19 protein-coding genes are annotated in these 17,172 nt (G+C 64.3%); 11 read left to right on the top strand and 8 right to left on the bottom strand.

Features of this window, described 5'->3' with window-relative positions:
* Nucleotides 1–5: 5 nt before the first annotated feature.
* Complete coding sequence (locus tag ACZ1JC_RS24465; protein ID WP_465137695.1) at nt 6–467, bottom strand: Lrp/AsnC family transcriptional regulator; 462 nt, start codon at nt 465–467, stop codon at nt 6–8.
* 108 nt (nt 468–575) lie between these two features.
* On the opposite strand from ACZ1JC_RS24465, the gene phhA reads away from it, so the two are divergent.
* From phhA to maiA, 4 genes are all read left to right on the top strand, one after another.
* On the top strand, nt 576–1,433 hold the full coding sequence (gene phhA / locus ACZ1JC_RS24460) for a phenylalanine 4-monooxygenase (RefSeq protein WP_465137696.1): 858 nt from the start codon (nt 576–578) through the stop codon (nt 1,431–1,433).
* Entirely contained in the window at nt 1,430–2,554 is a 1,125-nt protein-coding gene (hppD, locus tag ACZ1JC_RS24455; protein ID WP_465137697.1) for a 4-hydroxyphenylpyruvate dioxygenase, read from the top strand. Before phhA ends, hppD begins: the two co-directional genes overlap by 4 nt.
* A 61-nt stretch (nt 2,555–2,615) precedes the next feature.
* Nucleotides 2,616–3,182: a VOC family protein gene (locus ACZ1JC_RS24450; protein WP_465137698.1), complete on the top strand. Its 567-nt coding sequence runs from the start codon at nt 2,616–2,618 to the stop codon at nt 3,180–3,182.
* Between the two features lie 4 nt (nt 3,183–3,186).
* A complete protein-coding gene (maiA, locus tag ACZ1JC_RS24445; protein WP_465137699.1) occupies nt 3,187–3,822 on the top strand; it encodes a maleylacetoacetate isomerase in 636 nt (211 codons plus the stop codon).
* A gap of 9 nt (nt 3,823–3,831) precedes the next feature.
* Here maiA and ACZ1JC_RS24440 read toward each other — a convergent pair whose 3' ends face one another.
* Nucleotides 3,832–4,515 (bottom strand): extensin-like domain-containing protein, encoded by a 684-nt coding sequence (locus tag ACZ1JC_RS24440; RefSeq protein WP_465137700.1) that lies wholly within the window; start codon nt 4,513–4,515, stop codon nt 3,832–3,834.
* Nucleotides 4,516–4,794: 279 nt separating this feature from the next.
* On the opposite strand from ACZ1JC_RS24440, the gene ACZ1JC_RS24435 reads away from it, so the two are divergent.
* Nucleotides 4,795–5,931: a phosphoserine transaminase gene (locus ACZ1JC_RS24435; RefSeq protein WP_465137701.1), complete on the top strand. Its 1,137-nt coding sequence runs from the start codon at nt 4,795–4,797 to the stop codon at nt 5,929–5,931.
* A gap of 148 nt (nt 5,932–6,079) precedes the next feature.
* Complete coding sequence (serA, locus tag ACZ1JC_RS24430) at nt 6,080–7,666, top strand: phosphoglycerate dehydrogenase (RefSeq protein WP_465137702.1); 1,587 nt, start codon at nt 6,080–6,082, stop codon at nt 7,664–7,666.
* 210 nt (nt 7,667–7,876) lie between these two features.
* On the opposite strand, the gene ACZ1JC_RS24425 is transcribed toward serA, so the two are convergent.
* Together ACZ1JC_RS24425 and ACZ1JC_RS24420 are read right to left on the bottom strand one after the other, a co-directional pair.
* Nucleotides 7,877–8,170 (bottom strand): GIY-YIG nuclease family protein, encoded by a 294-nt coding sequence (locus ACZ1JC_RS24425; RefSeq protein ID WP_465137703.1) that lies wholly within the window; start codon nt 8,168–8,170, stop codon nt 7,877–7,879.
* A gap of 246 nt (nt 8,171–8,416) precedes the next feature.
* Nucleotides 8,417–9,187, bottom strand: coding sequence for an EF-hand domain-containing protein (locus ACZ1JC_RS24420; RefSeq protein ID WP_465137704.1), 771 nt, complete (start codon nt 9,185–9,187; stop codon nt 8,417–8,419).
* 270 nt (nt 9,188–9,457) lie between these two features.
* Here ACZ1JC_RS24420 and ACZ1JC_RS24415 point away from each other — a divergent pair, with 270 nt between their 5' ends.
* Nucleotides 9,458–10,582, top strand: coding sequence for an ATP phosphoribosyltransferase regulatory subunit (locus ACZ1JC_RS24415; protein WP_465137705.1), 1,125 nt, complete (start codon nt 9,458–9,460; stop codon nt 10,580–10,582).
* 4 nt (nt 10,583–10,586) lie between these two features.
* Here ACZ1JC_RS24415 and ACZ1JC_RS24410 read toward each other — a convergent pair whose 3' ends face one another.
* Nucleotides 10,587–11,447 carry an alpha/beta hydrolase gene (locus ACZ1JC_RS24410; RefSeq protein WP_465137706.1) on the bottom strand — a complete coding sequence of 287 codons (861 nt, stop codon included), beginning with the start codon at nt 11,445–11,447 and terminating at the stop codon, nt 10,587–10,589.
* Nucleotides 11,448–11,683: 236 nt separating this feature from the next.
* Here ACZ1JC_RS24410 and ACZ1JC_RS24405 point away from each other — a divergent pair, with 236 nt between their 5' ends.
* From ACZ1JC_RS24405 to ACZ1JC_RS24395, 3 genes are all read left to right on the top strand, one after another.
* Complete coding sequence (locus tag ACZ1JC_RS24405) at nt 11,684–12,973, top strand: adenylosuccinate synthase (protein ID WP_465137707.1); 1,290 nt, start codon at nt 11,684–11,686, stop codon at nt 12,971–12,973.
* A 103-nt stretch (nt 12,974–13,076) separates the two neighbouring features.
* A complete protein-coding gene (locus tag ACZ1JC_RS24400; RefSeq protein WP_465148434.1) occupies nt 13,077–13,565 on the top strand; it encodes a L,D-transpeptidase family protein in 489 nt (162 codons plus the stop codon).
* Between the two features lie 146 nt (nt 13,566–13,711).
* On the top strand, nt 13,712–14,692 hold the full coding sequence (locus ACZ1JC_RS24395; protein ID WP_465138501.1) for a GGDEF domain-containing protein: 981 nt from the start codon (nt 13,712–13,714) through the stop codon (nt 14,690–14,692).
* A 37-nt stretch (nt 14,693–14,729) separates the two neighbouring features.
* On the opposite strand, the gene ACZ1JC_RS24390 is transcribed toward ACZ1JC_RS24395, so the two are convergent.
* Nucleotides 14,730–15,518: a DODA-type extradiol aromatic ring-opening family dioxygenase gene (locus ACZ1JC_RS24390; RefSeq protein WP_465137709.1), complete on the bottom strand. Its 789-nt coding sequence runs from the start codon at nt 15,516–15,518 to the stop codon at nt 14,730–14,732.
* Between the two features lie 11 nt (nt 15,519–15,529).
* A complete protein-coding gene (locus tag ACZ1JC_RS24385) occupies nt 15,530–15,946 on the bottom strand; it encodes a DoxX family protein (RefSeq protein WP_465137710.1) in 417 nt (138 codons plus the stop codon).
* Between the two features lie 91 nt (nt 15,947–16,037).
* On the opposite strand from ACZ1JC_RS24385, the gene ACZ1JC_RS24380 reads away from it, so the two are divergent.
* Nucleotides 16,038–16,943, top strand: a complete 906-nt coding sequence (locus ACZ1JC_RS24380; protein ID WP_465137711.1) for a LysR family transcriptional regulator — start codon at nt 16,038–16,040, stop codon at nt 16,941–16,943.
* Nucleotides 16,944–16,990: 47 nt separating this feature from the next.
* Here ACZ1JC_RS24380 and ACZ1JC_RS24375 read toward each other — a convergent pair whose 3' ends face one another.
* On the bottom strand, nt 16,991–17,170 hold the full coding sequence (locus ACZ1JC_RS24375) for a DUF1674 domain-containing protein (RefSeq protein WP_465138502.1): 180 nt from the start codon (nt 17,168–17,170) through the stop codon (nt 16,991–16,993).
* Between the last annotated feature and the right edge of the window lie 2 nt (nt 17,171–17,172).

Raw genomic sequence — 17,172 nt, 5'->3', positions numbered from 1 at the left:
AGGCATTACTCCAAGGGCAGCGCGTGCGATTCCTTCACTGCCTCCAGCACGATGATCGATTTCACATCGCGCACGCCGGGAATGCGCAGCAGCGTCTTGAGCGTGATCTGCGACAGGTGATCGACGTTCCGGGCGACGACATGGACCAGATAGTCCATGTCCCCCGTCACCGCATTGCACGCAATAACATAAGGGTGCTCGCGGATCGCCTGTTCGAAGCGCTGGATGATCTCGTCCACGTGGGCATTGAGGTTGATCAGGACGTAGGCCTCCAGCTCGAACCCCAGTTTGCGCGGGTCCAGCACCGGCACGTAGCCACGGATCACGCCTTCATCCTCCAGCCGCTTGATGCGGCGGCTGACGGGCGTGGCGGACAGCGCGGCGCGTTCTGCGACCTGGGCGACGGGCATGCGCGCATCTTCGAGCAGCGCAGCGATGATCCTGCGGTCAAATTCGTCGATCTGCATGAATCGCCTCTCTGGCCTTATGTTTTTGGTGAAAGTCACCAATAGCACTGTAAATCGCGGGCGCAATCGCACGGAACTGACGCGCGCGCCGTGCTATTCTTCCATCACATGAAGACGCCGTGCACCGAAACATCGACTAGCGGCCTTCGGGGAGAGTACGAAGGCGCGGCTGACGACTACACCGTCGGCCAGCATTGGCATGCCTATACCCCGGAGATGCACGACCGCTGGCGCCGCCTCTATGCGCGCCAGTCGGCATTGGTCGAAACCCACGCCTGCGCGGCCTTCCGCGAAGGGCTGAAGCGGCTGGACTGCGCGGACGGCATTCCCCGGTTCGAGGATGCCAACGCGATCCTTGGGCCGGCGACGGGCTGGACGCTGGTGGGCGTGCCCGGTTTCATTCCCGATGCGGTGTTCTTCGATCACCTCGCCCATCGCCGCTTCCCGGTGACGCGCTGGCTGCGTGAAGAGCACGAGCTGGACTATCTGGTCGAGCCCGACATCTTCCACGATTTCTTCGGCCATGTGCCTATGCTGCTGGACCCGACGATCGCCGATTTCCTGGAGCTTTACGGCAAGGCCGGAGAGCGGGCGATGGCGATGGATGCGCTGCCGATGCTGGCGCGGATCTACTGGTACACGATCGAATTCGGCCTTGTGCGTGAGGATGGTGGTCTGCGCGTGTTCGGCGCGGGAATCATCTCTTCCTCGGGCGAAACGCGGTACTCGCTGGAAGATCGCGACGTGCTGCGCCTGCCGTTCGATGCCGAGCGGGTGATGCGCACCGGTTACATGATCGACTCGTTCCAGAAGACCTATTTCGTCCTCGAAAGCCTGCCGCAGCTGATCGAGGACCTTGTCGGGCTCGATTTCGGCCCGGTCTACGAAAACTGGCGCGCTGAGACGCCGATCCCTGCCGGAGCCCTGCTCGCCGGCGAAGCCCCCTTCGGAGAAATGATTCCATGACCGACATCTTCGACAACCCCATCGGCCTTGATGGTTTCGAGTTCGTCGAGTTCTCCGCGCCGGAAAAGGGCGTGCTGGAACCCGTGTTCGAAGCGATGGGCTTCACGAAGATCGCCCGCCACCGTTCGAAGGACGTGGAACTGTGGCGTCAGGGCGGGATCAACTTCATCACCAATTACGAGCCGCACAGCCCGGCGTGGTTCTTCAGCCGCGAGCATGGCCCCTCGGCCTGCGGCATGGGTTTCCGCGTGAAGGACGCGCGCGCGGCCTATGCCGAACTGCTGGCCCGCTCGGCCGAACCGGTGCAGGTGGCGACTGGCCCGATGGAACTGCACCTTCCCGGCATTCGCGGCATCGGCAATTCGATCATCTACCTGATCGACCGTTATGAGCGTAATGGCGACGGCGCGCTGTCGATCTACGATATCGATTTCGAATACCTGCCGGGCGTGGACCGTCACCCGGTTGGCGCGGGCTTCGATCTAATCGATCACCTGACCCACAACGTCTACGGCGGCCGCATGGCCTATTGGGCGGATTATTACGAGAAGCTGTTCAACTTCCGCGAAATCCGCTTCTTCGACATCAAGGGCGAATATACCGGCCTCACCTCCAAGGCGCTGACCGCGCCGGATGGCAAGATCCGCATCCCGCTCAATGAAGAGGCTGAAGGCGGCAAGGGCCAGATCGACGAATTCCTGCGTGCCTTCAATGGTGAGGGTATCCAGCATATCGCGCTGATCTGCGATGATCTCGTCGCCGCGTGGGACAAGCTGCAAGCGCTGGGCGTGCCGTTCATGACCGCGCCGCCGGAAACCTATTACGAGATGCTCGACGAGCGTCTGCCAGGCCACGGCGAACCGGCCGAAGAACTGAAGATGCGCGGCATCCTGCTCGACGGCACGACCGATGGTGGCCAGCCGCGCCTGCTGCTGCAAATTTTCGCCGAAGCGCGCGTTGGCCCGGTGTTCTTCGAATTCATCCAGCGCAAGGGCGACGACGGATTCGGGAACGGAAACTTCAAGGCGCTGTTCGAAAGCATGGAGCGCGACCAGATTCGTCGTGGCGTGCTGAAGCCTGCCCTGAGCCCTGTCGAAGGGGTGGAAGAACCAGCGGAATAATCAGGTTGGGAGAGAGGGGCGGGTCCACGCAGGCCTGCCCCCAAATCCCGGGAGAGTGAAGATGACTGACAAGACGCCACAACTCGGCCCGAAACTCGGCGGAATCCACCACGTCGCCTACCGCTGCCGCGACGCCAAGGAGACCGTGGAGTTCTATCGCGATGTCATGGGCATGGATTTCATGCTGGCCATTGCCGAGGACAAGGTGCCCTCCACCGGCGCGCCCGATCCCTACATGCACGTGTTCCTCGATTGCGGCGGCGGCAACGTGCTGGCTTTCTTCGAGCTGCCGAACTCGCCCGACATGGGCCGTGACGAGGCGACGCCGGCATGGGTGCAGCACATCGCCTTCAAGGTGGAGAGCGAGGAGGGCCTGCTTTCCGCGAAGGACCGCGCCGAGACGCGCGGGTTGCAAGTGATCGGCCCGATCCACCACGGCGTGTTCAAGTCGATCTACTTCTTCGATCCCAACGGCCACCGCCTCGAACTGGCGTGGCAGTTCGGCACGTCCAGCCAGATGGCGCAGTTGAAGGCTGTGGCCGACGATATGCTGGAAGAGTGGTCGCGCACCAAGCGGGCGCCCCGGCACGCGGCCTGGCTGCACGAGAAGATCGCGGCGGAGTCCTGAGGCGATGCGCCTCCACGGCTACTGGCGCAGTTCCACCAGCTACCGCCTGCGCATCGCGCTGAACCTGAAGGGGCTGGAATACGAGCAGGTTTCCGTGAACCTGCTGGGCGCGGAGCAGCGATCGGACGAATATCGCCGCCTGAACCCCTTCGGCGGTGTTCCCCTGCTGGAGTTCGATGGGCGCACTTACGCCCAGTCGATGGCGATACTGGAATGGCTGGACGAGCGCTTTCCCGATCGCCCGCTGCTGCCGCGCGATACCGAGGATCGCTTCGTTTCGCGCGAACTGGCCATGGCGGTCGCCACCGAACTGCACGCGCCGCTGAACCTACCGGTGCTGCAGTACCTAAAGCACGATCTCGGCCAGACGCAGGATCAGGTGGATGTCTGGTATCGCCATTGGCTGGCCCGGACATTGGAGGGCCTTGAGGCGCGGCTTGTCCAGCGCGGCGCAGGCGATTTCCTGTTCGATGCGCCGGGCTTGTTCGAGTGCGTGCTGGTGCCGCAGTTCTACAACGCGCGGCGCTTCTCGCTCGATCTCTCAGCCTATCCGGGCCTTGTGCGGATCGACAATGCCTGTTCCGACGTGCCGGCCTTTATCGCCGCCCATCCAGACAACCAGCCTGACGCTCCGAAATAGCGGGCTGAATTAACGGCAGAAACTCTTCCCATCGCCTTCCAGATGGAAATGGTTGGCGTGGGCGGAATTGTAGTCCGGCCCCAGCGTCGTGCCGAAGCGCTTGCAGGCGCTGTCATGCACCACGCGCAGGAAGCGCCGTTCGGCGGGAGTGCCGCCGTTCCAATCGTCGAGCACGGTCACGCGGCGGCCATCGGCCAGCACAAAGCCGGACACGTCGATGGCATTGGCGGTGGCATGGCCGGAACGCCGCGCGGTTCCGGCGACGTTGCGGCAGTTGTAGCTGCCGTAAGTCTCGATGCTGATGATCCGGCTGCCCAGAATCTGCTGCGCCGCGCGGTCCACGCCGAAGCGGGCCCATGCCGCAAAAGGCGTCGCCGTCGTGCAGGTTAGCGGGCCGAGGTTGGTGACCGTGACGGTCGAGCTATCGGTGTTCAGTGCCGAAAGCTTCACGGTGCCCACCGTCGAACAGCCGTTGCCGTAATAGCGATCCGTCACCGGAGAAAACACCGCGTGCTGGCTGCCCAGCATCGCCATGCACTGCCGCGCCTCGGGCGAGGGCATCGGGGCCGCCGGGCGCGCCGACGTTTGCGACGGGCGCGATCCGCGTCGCTCAGGCTGATCGGACGAGCCGACGCAGCCAGCGATCACTGCAATCAACGGCAGCGCAAGTATCAGTCTGGGAAGGGCTTTCATGGTCCCGCCTAGCATCCGATCCTTTGGTGAACCTCAGATTAGCCGGTTCTTGGGCAGCGTCGGAATCGGGTGAGCCGAGTTTTCCACCGGCGATTGCCTTGGCGGGACCGCGCGGAACCGACGGATTTTCGCGCGAAACCGCTACGCTATGGCGATCTGGCGCAACGATCTATCGCAAGCGCCCGGAGAATCGTTTGACAAATTTCCGGGCCTCTTTAGACGCGGCTCCGGGCCACGCGGTCCCAACGCCGCGCGTGCTCTCTGTAAGGAGAGTCAGAAATGACTGATATTATTAGCGTTCCCGCGCGCAAACCTGCGCGTCCGCACTTCTCTTCCGGTCCCTGCGCCAAGCCGCCCGGATATGCCCCCGAAAAACTGAATACCGAAGCTCTCGGCCGCTCGCACCGCGCCAAGATCGGCAAGACGCGCCTTGCGTACTGCATCGATCTGATGCGCGAAGTTCTGCAGCTGCCCGACACGCATCGCATCGGTATCGTCCCCGGTTCGGACACCGGCGCCTTCGAGATGGCCATGTGGACCATGCTCGGCGCCCGCGGCGTGACCGCGCTGGCCTGGGAAAGCTTCGGTGAGGGCTGGGTTACCGACGCCGTCAAGCAGCTCAAGCTGGAACCCACCGTGTTCCGCGCCGATTACGGCCAGCTGCCCGACCTCGACAAGATCGACTGGTCCGACGACGTGCTCTTCACCTGGAACGGCACCACTTCGGGCGTGCGCGTTCCGGACGCCAACTGGATTCCGGCAGACCGTGAAGGCCTGTCCTTCGCAGACGCCACTTCGGCGGTCTTCGCCTACGACATCGACTGGTCCAAAATCGACGTTGCCACCTTCTCCTGGCAGAAGGTTCTGGGCGGCGAGGGCGGCCACGGCGTCCTGATCCTCGGCCCCCGCGCGGTCGAGCGTCTTGAGAACTACACCCCCAGCTGGCCGCTTCCCAAGGTGTTCCGCCTTGTGTCGAAGGGCAAGCTGGCAGAGGGCGTGTTCAAGGGCGAAACCATCAACACCCCCTCGATGCTCGCCGTCGAGGATGCGATCTTCGCTCTGGAATGGGCCAAGGGTCTGGGCGGTCTCGAAGGGCTGAAGGCCCGTTCGAACGCCAATGCCCACGCGCTGGACAAGATCGTTGCCGAGCGTGACTGGCTGAGCCATCTCGCAATCGACAGCGGCACTCGCTCGAAGACTTCGGTCTGCCTCTCCGTCGAGGGTGCCGATGCCGACTTCATCAAGAAGTTCGCCGGCCTGCTCGAAAAGGAAGGCGCCGCTTACGACGTCGCCGGATATCGCGATGCCCCTCCGGGCCTGCGCATCTGGTGCGGCGCGACCGTCGACACCGCCGATATCGAGGCGCTGGGACCGTGGCTCGACTGGGCCTACGCCACCGTTAAGGCTGCTGCCTGATCTAAACCCTGAGTTTAACCGTCATCCCAGCGAAAGCTGGGATCGCTGGCAAGCTGATACTTACCTCGCGTAAACCGCCAGCGATCCTGACTTTAGTGCTTCGCACTGCCCTAACGGGTCGTCAGGATGACGAATAGGAAGATTCGTCATGACCAAGCCCCGCGTCCTCATTTCGGACAAGATGGACCCCAACGCCGCCCGTATCTTCGAGATCCGTGGCTGCGACGTAGACGTCATCACCGGCGAAACCCCTGAGCAGCTGATCGCCCGCATCGGCGATTATGACGGCCTCGCGATCCGTTCGTCGACCAAGGTTACCAAGGAAATCCTCGCCGCCGCGAAGAACCTGAAGGTGATCGGCCGCGCCGGTATCGGCGTCGACAACGTCGATATCCCGGCCGCTTCGGCCCAGGGCGTCGTCGTGATGAACACGCCGTTCGGCAATTCGATCACCACCGCCGAACACGCCATCGCCATGATCTTCGCGCTGGCCCGCCAGATTCCCGAAGCCAACGCGCAGACCCAGCAGGGGCTGTGGCCGAAGAACGGCTTCATGGGCGTTGAAGTCACCGGCAAGACGCTGGGCCTGATCGGCGCTGGCAACATCGGCTCGATCGTCGCCAGCCGCGCGCTGGGCCTGAAGATGAAGGTCGTTGCGTTCGATCCGTTCCTCACCCCGGAACGCGCCGTCGAAATGGGCGTGGAGAAGGCCGATCTCGACACCCTGCTCGAAAAGGCGGACTTCATCACGCTGCACACGCCGCTGACCGACCAGACCCGCAACATCCTCTCGGCCGAGAACCTGGCCAAGACCAAGAAGGGCGTGCGCATCGTCAACTGCGCGCGTGGCGGCCTGATCGACGAAGCCGCGCTGAAGACCATGCTCGACAACGGCCATGTCGCCGGTGCCGCGCTCGACGTGTTCCAGACCGAGCCGGCCAAGGACTCGCCGCTGTTCGGCACGCCGAACTTCATCTGCACCCCGCACCTCGGCGCATCGACCACCGAAGCACAAGTCAACGTGGCGCTTCAGGTTGCCGAGCAGCTGGCCGACTTCCTGGTCAACGGCGGCGTCACCAACGCGCTTAACATGCCCTCGCTCTCGGCCGAAGAAGCGCCGAAGCTGAAGCCCTACATGAAGCTTGCCGAGATGCTGGGCTCGATGGTCGGCCAGCTGACCCGCGATTCGGTTCCCCGGATCTCGATCCACGTCGAGGGCGCGGCCGCCGAACTGAACCAGAAGCCGATCACTGCCGCCGTGCTGGCCGGTTTCATGCGCGTCCAGTCGGACACCGTGAACATGGTCAACGCGCCGTTCCTCGCCAAGGAACGCGGCCTTGAAGTGCGCGAAGTGAAGACCGAGCGCGAGGGCGACTACCACACGCTGGTGCGCGTCTCGGTGAAGACCGAAGCGGGTGAGCGTTCGGTGGCCGGCACGCTGTTCAACAACGTCGAGCCGCGTCTGGTCGAACTCTTCGGCATCAAGGTCGAGGCGGAACTCGCCGGTGACATGATGTACATCGTCAACGAGGACGCACCGGGCTTCATCGGCCGCATCGGCACCCTGCTGGGCGAAAACGCGATCAACATCGGCACCTTCAACCTCGGTCGCCGCGATGCCGGCGGCGAAGCGGTGCTGCTGCTCTCGGTCGACAGCGCCGTGCCGGAGGACGTCCTGAAGGCGGCCACCGCGCTTCCGGGCGTGAAGACGGTCAAGGCGCTCAAGTTCGTCTGATAGGGCGGATTTTCAGCTCCAAGCGAAAAGGGCCGGTATCTTCGGATGCCGGCCCTTTTTCGTTTGTTTGCAGGGTGGCCTCGGTATCCTTCGACAAGCTCAGGATGAGCGAGGTGGTGCGAGAAGGATGGCGGCTGGATGCGTTTGGCTCCCTCGTTCCGCTCATCCTGAGCTTGTCGAAGGATGCATGGGGCCGAGCGCGACCGGTGATCAGGATTGTGCCCCGCTTCGGCATCGAGCCAGTTCGCTCACTAGCGGCCAGTCGCCGGCCATCATCGCCTCCTTCTTCGCTCTGCTCCATCTTTTGAGCCTGCGTTCGGCAGCGAAAGCATCGTCCCGGGTCTGGAAAGCTTCGGTCCAAAGGAGATCGACCGGCCTCCGCCGGGCTGTGTAGCCGCCCAGCGCTCCTGATTGGTGTTGCGCGATCCGGTGCTCAAGATCGTCCGTATGGCCGACATAATAGGAGCCATCGCGGCAACGGAGAATATAGGCATGGAAGGCCATGCGCAGAGTTCTGGCGTGGGTGGGCGGCCTTCGACAAGCTCAGGCTGAGCGGGGTAGGGTTAAACTTTTGCAGGAGGCGGCATTTGTCACCGCTTGCGCACTGATTAAACCAAGCCTGCCGACGAACCTTGTCCTGACGCCTAAAAAACGCTCCCAATCCCGCTCAGCCTGAGCTTGTCGAAGGCCCCGCGAGAAAGCGCGAGGCCAGCAGATGCCTTGAGGCGAGGTTTATGGCGGAATGCCTGCTCAATTCGCCTGTGGAGTTGCTGTCGGCGATCCCATCGGCGGCATCCCACGCGGAGGCATTTCACCCGGTCCGCCGCGCGGCCCGCGCGGCCGCAGTTCCTGCATCGACAGATAACCGTCCTTGTCGGTATCCGCAGCGTCGAATTTCGCGCCTTCGTAGGCCAGCAGTTCCTCCAGCGAGACACCGGCGTCGTAATTGGTGTTGGCCTTGGCGATCACCGTTCCCGTGATCGGCTCGATCACGGCAGCCAGCATCCGGTCGTCATCGTCCCTGCCGAAACGGGGCGTGATGGAATCCGCGATCTGATCGCCGCCGTCGCCGAAGGCGCTGCGCTCGTCCGACGCGGCAGTGCCCATCTGCTTCTGCCAGGCGGTGAATTCCGCCATGGAGATCGTGCCGTCGCTATTGGCGTCGATCTTGGTGAAGCGCGCCTTGATCGCGGCATCGCGGCGCGCGTCGATATAGACGTGGAATTCGTCGAGCGTCACAATACCGTTGCGGTCGGTATCGGCTTCCTTGAACATCGCGGTGACGACTTTGTCGTAATGCTCGCGCGAGATCGGCTTGGGCATGCGCGGTGCGCCGCCGCCCGGGCCGCCGGGCCCTCCGCCGCCGTGATGTCCGCCACCGCCACCGGGGCCGCCTTCTTCGCCGCCTCCACCCATGCCGCCCATTCCACCCATGCCTCCCATGTCGCCGCCCATCTGGGCGTGGGCAACGGGCGCCTGCAACAGCAACAGCGGAAGGACAATCAGGGAAATCTTGCGCATCTGGCTCTACCGGTGTTGGCTAGGGGCAGGGCGCAAGGCGGAGCCGGCTCGCAAAAGAGCCGCAGGCGCGCCTGACGGTCCCGCCCCGGCAATGGATGGGGCTGTGAATTCGAATGTTCGTCCCGCCAGACGATGGCGGAGGGAATAACGCGATGGACCTGCAATGTTGACAGGAAATTTCACGTAAATTGTCGCAGCTATTCGTTTCGGTGCGACAATCGCAGCGCGCATTCGACATTCCGTGCCCTTCGGGCTAAGGGCGCCCACGCTATGCAGGATAACGACCGCGATCTCTTGCCCGAAGGACTGGGCGACCGTCTTCAGCAGCAGGCCTGGGCCTCGCAAACCGTGCGCCGCGCTGCGCATGATGTGCTGGCGAGCCACGGCTACGAACGCGTTGAAACGCCGCTGATCGAATTCGAGAAGGCCCTCGCGCACCGCATGGCGGGCGTGCAGGTGCGCCGCATGTTCCGCTTTGTCGATCCCGTTTCCATGCGGATGCTGGCGCTGCGTTCGGACATGACCGCGCAAGTCGCGCGCATTGCGGCCACCGGCCTGGCGGAGACGCCGCGCCCGCTGCGCCTCTCCTATTCCGGGCAGGTTTGCACCATCAAGGGCGACGGTCTCGATCCGCGCCGTGAGCGACTGCAGCTGGGCGCCGAACTGATCGGCACCGATTCGGTCGCTGCCGCGGCGGAGATCGTCGAACTCGCCATCGAGACGCTGACCGCTGCCGGGGCCACCGGCATCTCGGTCGATTTCACGATGCCCGATCTGGTCGATACGCTTTCGGCCGAAGCGCTGCCGCTGCCTGCCGCCAGCATCGAGGCGGTGCGCCAGATGCTCGACGCCAAAGATGCGGGCGGGCTGGTGGACGTGGGCGGCGAAGCGTACCTGCCGCTGCTCTACGCCGTCGGCCCGTTCGAGAGCGCGATCGAGCGCCTTGCCGCGTTCGACGCCGGCGGCGCGCTGGCCAGCCGCATCGCCGGCCTGCGAGAGATTGCCGCGCGCGTGGCGGGCAAGGCCCGCCTCACGCTCGATCCTTCGGAGCGTCATGGCTTCGAGTACCAGTCGTGGTTCGGCTTCACGATCTATGCCGAGGGTATTGCCGGGGGCCTTGGCCGTGGCGGCACGTATCGCATTCTCGGCCAGACCGGTCATCACCCGGAATCGGCGACCGGCTTCTCGCTCTATCCCGATCCGCTGATGGACTTGCTGGCGGCCAAGGCCGAAGCGCCGCAGCGTCTGTTCCTGCCCCTCGGGCATGACGTTGCCCTCGCGGCCCGTCAGCGTGCGGTAGGCTGGGTGACGGTGGCGGCGCTTTCGGAAAGCGACGATCCGGTGGCACTCGGCTGCTCGCACGTCCTGCGGGGCGGCGAGGTCGTGGCGGTCTGAGGGGTTATTTCCCGAAGACCTGCGCCAGCCAAGTATCGACGGCGGCGGTTGCCGGATAGGCCGGATCGCCAAGCTGGCGATTGATCTCCATATGCCCGCGAAGCCCCTCGCCGGGGAAACCCTTGCGCTCGACCGGTGTGCCCGCCTTGCGCAGCGCTGCTTCCAGCACCTCGGCCTGACGCACGCCGTCCGGGCGCTGCACATGGAGCAGCAGGAATGCCGGCGCATTCGGCGCGGCGGCTTGCAGGGTGGGGGAGAGTGCCTTCTGCCGCGCCGGATCGGTTCCGAAGGCTTGTGCGTAAGTGCCCTGCATGATTCGTGGTGCGTCGGCCATCTGCACGGGCACGTCGTAGGCGGCGCCGTCGATAGGGATCACACCGCGCAAGTCCTTGTAGGATAGCCCAGCCTTCTGCAGATATCGGGGATCGGTGCCGACCAGCGCGACCAGTTGCGCGCCGGCGCTATGCCCCATCAGCACGACCTTGCCGCGCGCAATCCCGAGCGCATCCGCCCGCTTGAGCAAGGCAGCGAGCGCGTCGGCGATGTCCTGCGCCTGCTGCTCCACCGTGGCATCGGGCACGAGGCGGTAATTCACACTGGCGAAGGCGTAACCCTCGCCAGTGTAATGCGTCACCTTGTACGGGCCGGTCGCATTGTCCTTGTCGCCGCGTTTCCATCCACCACCATGGACGAACACGACCAGCGGTGCCGGCCCTTTGCGGTTGGCAGGCCAGAAATCGAGCGTCTGCAGGGCATCCGCGCCATAGGTGACCGTCGCGCCCCTTTCCTGCGCCGGTGCGGTTGTCGCTGACGCCAGCAGCAGTGCGCCGAACAGCCAAAGGGCCGGTATCCGGGGTTTTATCATGACTTCGCGCTCCCGCTGACCAGCGTGCAAGGTCTCAATCGAGGCGCGGGTGGGCAAGCAATCAAGTGTAACGAACGGTAATCGCCATGCCACGGGAACCCTTGACTAGCGCCCCGCCTTCCTCCTAGGGCGCCCACGAAAAGCCGGGGCGCCATTGCCCCTCCAAAAATCCATATCGCCGAGTCCTGTCGAAGGGCGTTATTGGATCCACCGTGGCAGGGTGGAGGAGTATATCCATGGCCAACGTAACCGTGATCGGCGCCCAGTGGGGCGATGAGGGCAAGGGCAAGATCGTCGACTGGCTGGCAAGCCGGGCTGACGCCGTCGTCCGTTTCCAGGGCGGCCACAATGCCGGCCACACGCTCGTCGTCGGCGAGCAGGTCTACAAGCTTTCGCTGCTGCCCTCCGGCATCGTCACCGGCACGCTGTCGATCATCGGCAATGGCGTGGTGCTCGATCCCTGGCACCTGAAGTCCGAAGTCGAGAAGCTGCGCGGCCAGGGCGTGGAGATCAATCCCGAGAACTTCGCGATCGCGGACAATTGCCCGCTGATCCTGCCGCTTCACCGCGACCTTGACGGTCTGCGCGAAACGGCCGCCGGTTCGGGCAAGATCGGCACCACCGGCCGCGGCATCGGCCCGGCTTACGAAGACAAGGTCGGCCGCCGCGCCATCCGCGTCTGCGATCTGGCCCACCTCGACGCGCTGGATTCGCAGCTGGACCGTCTCTGCGCCCACCACGACGCGCTGCGCGCCGGCTTCGGCCAGCCGCCGGTCGACCGTGAAGAGCTGATCAACGAACTGCGCGAGATCGCGCCCTTCGTGCTCCAGTTCGCCCAGCCGGTATGGAAGCGCCTGAACAAGGTGCGCAAGGCTGGCGCCCGTATCCTGTTCGAAGGCGCGCAGGGTGTGCTGCTCGATGTCGATCACGGCACTTATCCCTTCGTCACCAGCTCGAACACGGTTTCGGGCACGGCAGCTTCGGGTTCGGGCCTTGGCCCTTCGGCCACCGGCTTCGTGCTGGGCATCGTCAAGGCCTACACCACCCGCGTCGGCTCGGGCCCGTTCCCGACCGAGCTGGAGGACGAGACCGGCCAGCGTCTGGGCGAGCGGGGTCATGAATTCGGCACCGTCACCGGCCGCAAGCGCCGCTGTGGTTGGTTCGACGCGGTGCTTACCCGCCAGTCCTGCGCGATCTCCGGCGTGACCGGCATTGCGCTGACCAAGCTGGACGTGCTCGACGGGTTCGAGAAGGTGAAGATCTGCACCGGCTACCGCCTCAACGGCAAGGTGCTGGACTACTTCCCCAGCCATGCCGCCGATCAGGCCAATGTCGAGCCGATCTACGAGGAAATGGACGGCTGGCAGGGCACCACCGCCGGCGCCCGTTCCTGGGCCGATCTGCCCGCGCAGGCGATCAAGTACATCCAGCGCGTGCAGGAACTGATCGAAACCCCGGTGGCACTGGTTTCAACCAGCCCCGAGCGCGAGGACACCATCCTCGTTCGCGATCCTTTCCTGGATTGATGTCGTGGGTTCGTCGAGAGAGTCTCGGCGAACCCCGACCAAGCCCGCGCGGCGTTTGAGCGTCACCTTGCGCCGATGCGGCAGCATCCTGGCGCAAGCAAAAATGAGGCGCGGGATCATTCTCGCGCCGCTTTTGCTTTTGCTCGGCATCGGCGGTGCCCAAGCCGAGCCCCTCCCGCCCATAGACCTGATCCGCGTCCACAAGGCAGATCGGCGCATGGAGCTTTGGTCTGGCGGGCAGCGGATTCGCGTGATCGAGCATATCCAGTTGGGCGACCAACCCACAGGCCCCAAGCGCTTCGAAGGGGACGAGCGCACGCCTGAAGGGCGCTATCAGATCGACTGGGGCAACCACGCCAGCGCCTATCACCTCTCGCTCCATATCTCCTACCCGAATGAGGCCGACAGTGCCTATGCCGCGCAGCGCGGGCGCTCGCCCGGCGGCATGATCATGATCCACGGTCAGCCGAACGGCATTTCCGGCCGCGCGGTGGGCGACTGGACCGATGGCTGCATTGCCGTGTCCAACGCCGAAATCGAGATGCTGTGGGAATCGGTTGGCGACGGCACATCCATTGAAATTCTGCCCTGACGATTGCGGGAAACGGTGAAATCGCAAAACCTTATTGCGATGGCGCAAGCCGGGTGTTTTCAGATTTTTAAGGATGGAGTAGGGGAATTTGCGGGGACGGAGTTTCCCCTGGGAGTCGGGTCGAGGAGGCGATCGGGACTGCGATGCTGCATGATGCGAAACTGAACGACGAGCCCGGACGGCTGGCGGCACTGCGGCGTCTTGAGGTGCTGGATACCGCGCCCGAAGAACCGTTCGAGAATGTCGTCTCGCTCGTCCGCACGGTGCTGGGCGTGCCGATGGCCGCGGTGACGCTGATCGATGAAGACCGCCAGTGGTTCAAGGCGCGTAGCGGCCTTGGCGTGAGCGAAACGCCGCGCAACGTCTCGTTCTGCACCCACGCGATCCGTCAGTCGGAGCCGTTCCTGATCGACGACGCACGGCAGGATGCGCGTTTTTCCGAGAATCCATTCGTCACCGGCGATCCCAATGTGCGCAGCTATGCCGGCATCCCGCTGCTGACGCCCGATGGCTACAACGTTGGCGTGCTCTGCGCGATCGATGACAAGGTGCGCACGTTCTCATCGTCCGAAGTCGACATCCTCTCCAATTTCGCGCGCATCGTCATGAACGAACTGCAGCTGCGCCACATTGCCGAGCGTGACCAACTGACCGGCGCGCTGACGCGGCGTGGCTTCATCGAGAAGGCGGAGCAGGAAATCGCCCGCTTCCGCCGCTATCATCGCCCTTGCTGCCTCGCTTTGGTGGACATCGATCACTTCAAGGCGGTGAACGACACCTATGGCCATCCGGCTGGCGATGCCGTGCTGCGCGACATGGTGGCGAGTGTCGTCGGCGCCTCACGTCCGGTGGATCTGCTGGGGCGCCTTGGCGGTGAGGAGTTTGCCGTTTTGCTGCCGGAAACCGAGGCTTCGGAGGCTTTGCTCGCGGTCGAGCGATTCCGCGAAACGCTGGCTGGCCTTGCGATCCCTCTGCCGGACGGCCGGGTGATCCACATCACCGCCAGCTTCGGCATTGCGCCGCTTTCGGACGAGATCGCCACCGTGGAAGAATGGATCGCCGCTGCCGATGGCCCGCTCTATGCGGCCAAGCGCGGCGGGCGGAATCGCTGCGAGATGCTGCACTGAGAAAAAGAGGGCAGGCCGAAGCCCGCCCTCTTTTGCATCAATCGAACCGGAACGCGGAAATCGCGGTCTTGAGCACGAGGTCCGACCAGACCTTCTCGCCCGCCGCTTCCGATGTGCCTGCGGCGACCATCAACGGCAGCAGGTGTTCCTCACGCGGGTGAGAGAAGCGCCCTCCCGGAGCTTCGGCCCAATGGGAGAGGGCTTCGGCGCGGGTATCGGCATCGGCGGTTGCGGCGGCGGTCAGCCATTCGTCGAAGGCTTGCGAGGGCACGGTGGACTGCGGATTGCCGTAGCCGCGCATGTTGTGGAAGCTCATGCCCGAACCGACGATCAGCACGCCTTCGTCGCGTAGCGGCGCCAGCGCCTTGCCGGCGGCGATGTGCATGGCCGGATCGAGCGAGCGGTCCAGCGACATCTCCACCACGGGCACGTCCGCTTCGGGCCATGCCACCTTCAGCGGAATGAACACGCCGTGGTCATAGCCGCGCTGCGTATCGATACCGGCGGTGAAGCCAGCGCCTTGCAGCAGTTCGGTCGCGCGGGCGGCCAGTCCCGGTGCGCCGGGGGCATCGAAGCGCAGTTCGTAGGTGTGCTGCGGGAAGCCGTAGTAGTCGAACAGCAGTGCAGGATTCTCCGCGCCGGTGAAGGCGAAGCCTTCGGTTTCCCAGTGACCGGAGACGACCAGGATCGCCTTGGGCGGTTCGGGCAGGCGGGCGGGCAGCGATTGCAGGAACCCGGCCATCGTCGTCCAGTTGCCCTGCGGATCGGGCATGAAGAAGCAGGGGCCGCCGCCGTGGGGGATGAAGAAGCTGGGTTGGCGGGTCATGTTAAATCCTTTCAGGCACGTCCGACCCGCGTCGGCGAGAGCGCGAAGGCGCCGTCACCGATCAGGGCCTGAACGAAGAGAGCGATCGACCAGAATGCCGGATATTCCCAGCCGCCGCCCTTGGAATCGAAGAAGAAGCCATTGGCTCCGTGAACCGTGAAGATCGTGCCGAGCAGCAGCGGGATCAAGGCCAGCGCTGCGATGCGCGCCTTGAAGCCGGTGATGAGGGCCAGACCACCAAGGAATTCGGCCGCCATCGTCACGTAGGCAAGGGCAGGCGGAAGGCCGAGGCTGTCGAAGAAGGCAGCAGTTCCGGCCGGCGTGAAGACGAAGAGCTTCAAGCCGAAGTGCGCCAGAAACAGCGCGCCGAGCGTTACGCGCAGAACGAGAGCGCCGTAGGGTGCCGTATTCGAGGAAGTGGTTGTCATGGGGGCTTTCCTTTCGCCCACCGATCTAGACCTTCGCCCTTGTGGTGATAATATGCCCTTCCGTTGAATGACTTTGAACTGAGAGTGTTGAATGGATCGCCTGAAAGGGATCGAGGTTTTCGTGCGGGCCATCCGGCTGGGCGGGCTTTCCGCCGCCGCGCGCGAGCTTTCGATGTCTCCGGCCATGGCGGCGAAGCACCTGAACGCCCTTGAACAGCGCCTTGGCGCTACATTGGTGAACCGTACCACGCGCCGCCTTGCCCTGACCGAGGCGGGCGCCGCCTATCTCGACAAGGCCGAGCGGGTATTAGCCGAACTGGAGGATGCCGACGCCGAAGCCATGGCGCAGTCCGCCTCCGTCGATGGGCTTTTGCGCGTTTCCGGACCGGCCGCGTTCGGCAACGCCTATCTGGTCGATCTCGTGACGGACTTCCACGCGCTTTACCCGCAAGTGACCATCGAACTGGGCCTCAACGATCGCGTGGTCGATCTGCTGGAGGAGCGGTGGGATGTTGCCGTGCGCATCGGCAAGCTGGCGGACAGCAACCTTGTCGCGCGCAAGCTGGCTCCCGTGCGCATGTGCATCTGCGCTTCGCCGGCCTATCTGGAGCGGCGCGGTACGCCGGTTTCGGTGGACGATCTGGCCGCGCACGATTGCCTTGGCTACACGCTGAGCGGGGAGACCGGCACCACGCGCTGGGGCTTCGGCGCCGACGGCAGCCGCCTGGTGGCGGTGCGCGGATCGCTTCATGCCAACAACGGGCAAGTCTTGGCCAAAGCGGCAGTGGCCGGGATGGGGCTGGTCTACGGCCCGCGTTTCTTCGTCGATTGCGCGATTGCCGATGGGCGGCTGATCGAACTGGACCTTGGCACGGAGCTGATCGATCTGGGCGCGGTCCATGCCGTCACCCACCGCACCCGCCGTCCCGCCGCGAAAACGCGCGCGTGGATCGACTTTCTGGTGGCGCGCCTGCCGCCGATGGCGCGCAACTGGTAGGCCGGAGCCTCACGCCCCGGTAATCACACCCGTAACTTCAGCCCGCCTCAGAAATCGACGGCGATCCCGTTGCGTACCCAGTCACCGTAACGGGTGGGGGAGATTCCGTCGGGATCTTCCTCATCCACGTTGGCCGCTTCTTGCGGGGAGGGCTGGGGCGCGGGGTCGTTCGTCCAGTGGGCGGGCTTCTTGAAGCCTTCGGGACGTTTTGTGGCGCGTTCGGTCATTC

The organism is Sphingomonas sp. BL-S-28, assembly GCF_055521515.1.
The sequence above is the reverse complement of the archived record's forward strand: the minus strand, read 5'-3'. Positions and strand labels throughout refer to the sequence as shown.

What these genes read in the sequence shown, in the direction of transcription:
- ACZ1JC_RS24465 (WP_465137695.1), bottom strand. Translation starts at nt 467, where the DNA reads ATGCAGATCGACGAATTTGACCGCAGGATCATCGCTGCGCTGCTCGAA.
- phhA (WP_465137696.1), top strand. Translation starts at nt 576, where the DNA reads ATGAAGACGCCGTGCACCGAAACATCGACTAGCGGCCTTCGGGGAGAG.
- hppD (WP_465137697.1), top strand. Translation starts at nt 1,430, where the DNA reads ATGACCGACATCTTCGACAACCCCATCGGCCTTGATGGTTTCGAGTTC.
- ACZ1JC_RS24450 (WP_465137698.1), top strand. Translation starts at nt 2,616, where the DNA reads ATGACTGACAAGACGCCACAACTCGGCCCGAAACTCGGCGGAATCCAC.
- maiA (WP_465137699.1), top strand. Translation starts at nt 3,187, where the DNA reads ATGCGCCTCCACGGCTACTGGCGCAGTTCCACCAGCTACCGCCTGCGC.
- ACZ1JC_RS24440 (WP_465137700.1), bottom strand. Translation starts at nt 4,515, where the DNA reads ATGAAAGCCCTTCCCAGACTGATACTTGCGCTGCCGTTGATTGCAGTG.
- ACZ1JC_RS24435 (WP_465137701.1), top strand. Translation starts at nt 4,795, where the DNA reads ATGACTGATATTATTAGCGTTCCCGCGCGCAAACCTGCGCGTCCGCAC.
- serA (WP_465137702.1), top strand. Translation starts at nt 6,080, where the DNA reads ATGACCAAGCCCCGCGTCCTCATTTCGGACAAGATGGACCCCAACGCC.
- ACZ1JC_RS24425 (WP_465137703.1), bottom strand. Translation starts at nt 8,170, where the DNA reads ATGGCCTTCCATGCCTATATTCTCCGTTGCCGCGATGGCTCCTATTAT.
- ACZ1JC_RS24420 (WP_465137704.1), bottom strand. Translation starts at nt 9,187, where the DNA reads ATGCGCAAGATTTCCCTGATTGTCCTTCCGCTGTTGCTGTTGCAGGCG.
- ACZ1JC_RS24415 (WP_465137705.1), top strand. Translation starts at nt 9,458, where the DNA reads ATGCAGGATAACGACCGCGATCTCTTGCCCGAAGGACTGGGCGACCGT.
- ACZ1JC_RS24410 (WP_465137706.1), bottom strand. Translation starts at nt 11,447, where the DNA reads ATGATAAAACCCCGGATACCGGCCCTTTGGCTGTTCGGCGCACTGCTG.
- ACZ1JC_RS24405 (WP_465137707.1), top strand. Translation starts at nt 11,684, where the DNA reads ATGGCCAACGTAACCGTGATCGGCGCCCAGTGGGGCGATGAGGGCAAG.
- ACZ1JC_RS24400 (WP_465148434.1), top strand. Translation starts at nt 13,077, where the DNA reads ATGAGGCGCGGGATCATTCTCGCGCCGCTTTTGCTTTTGCTCGGCATC.
- ACZ1JC_RS24390 (WP_465137709.1), bottom strand. Translation starts at nt 15,518, where the DNA reads ATGACCCGCCAACCCAGCTTCTTCATCCCCCACGGCGGCGGCCCCTGC.
- ACZ1JC_RS24385 (WP_465137710.1), bottom strand. Translation starts at nt 15,946, where the DNA reads ATGACAACCACTTCCTCGAATACGGCACCCTACGGCGCTCTCGTTCTG.
- ACZ1JC_RS24380 (WP_465137711.1), top strand. Translation starts at nt 16,038, where the DNA reads ATGGATCGCCTGAAAGGGATCGAGGTTTTCGTGCGGGCCATCCGGCTG.
- ACZ1JC_RS24375 (WP_465138502.1), bottom strand. Translation starts at nt 17,170, where the DNA reads ATGACCGAACGCGCCACAAAACGTCCCGAAGGCTTCAAGAAGCCCGCC.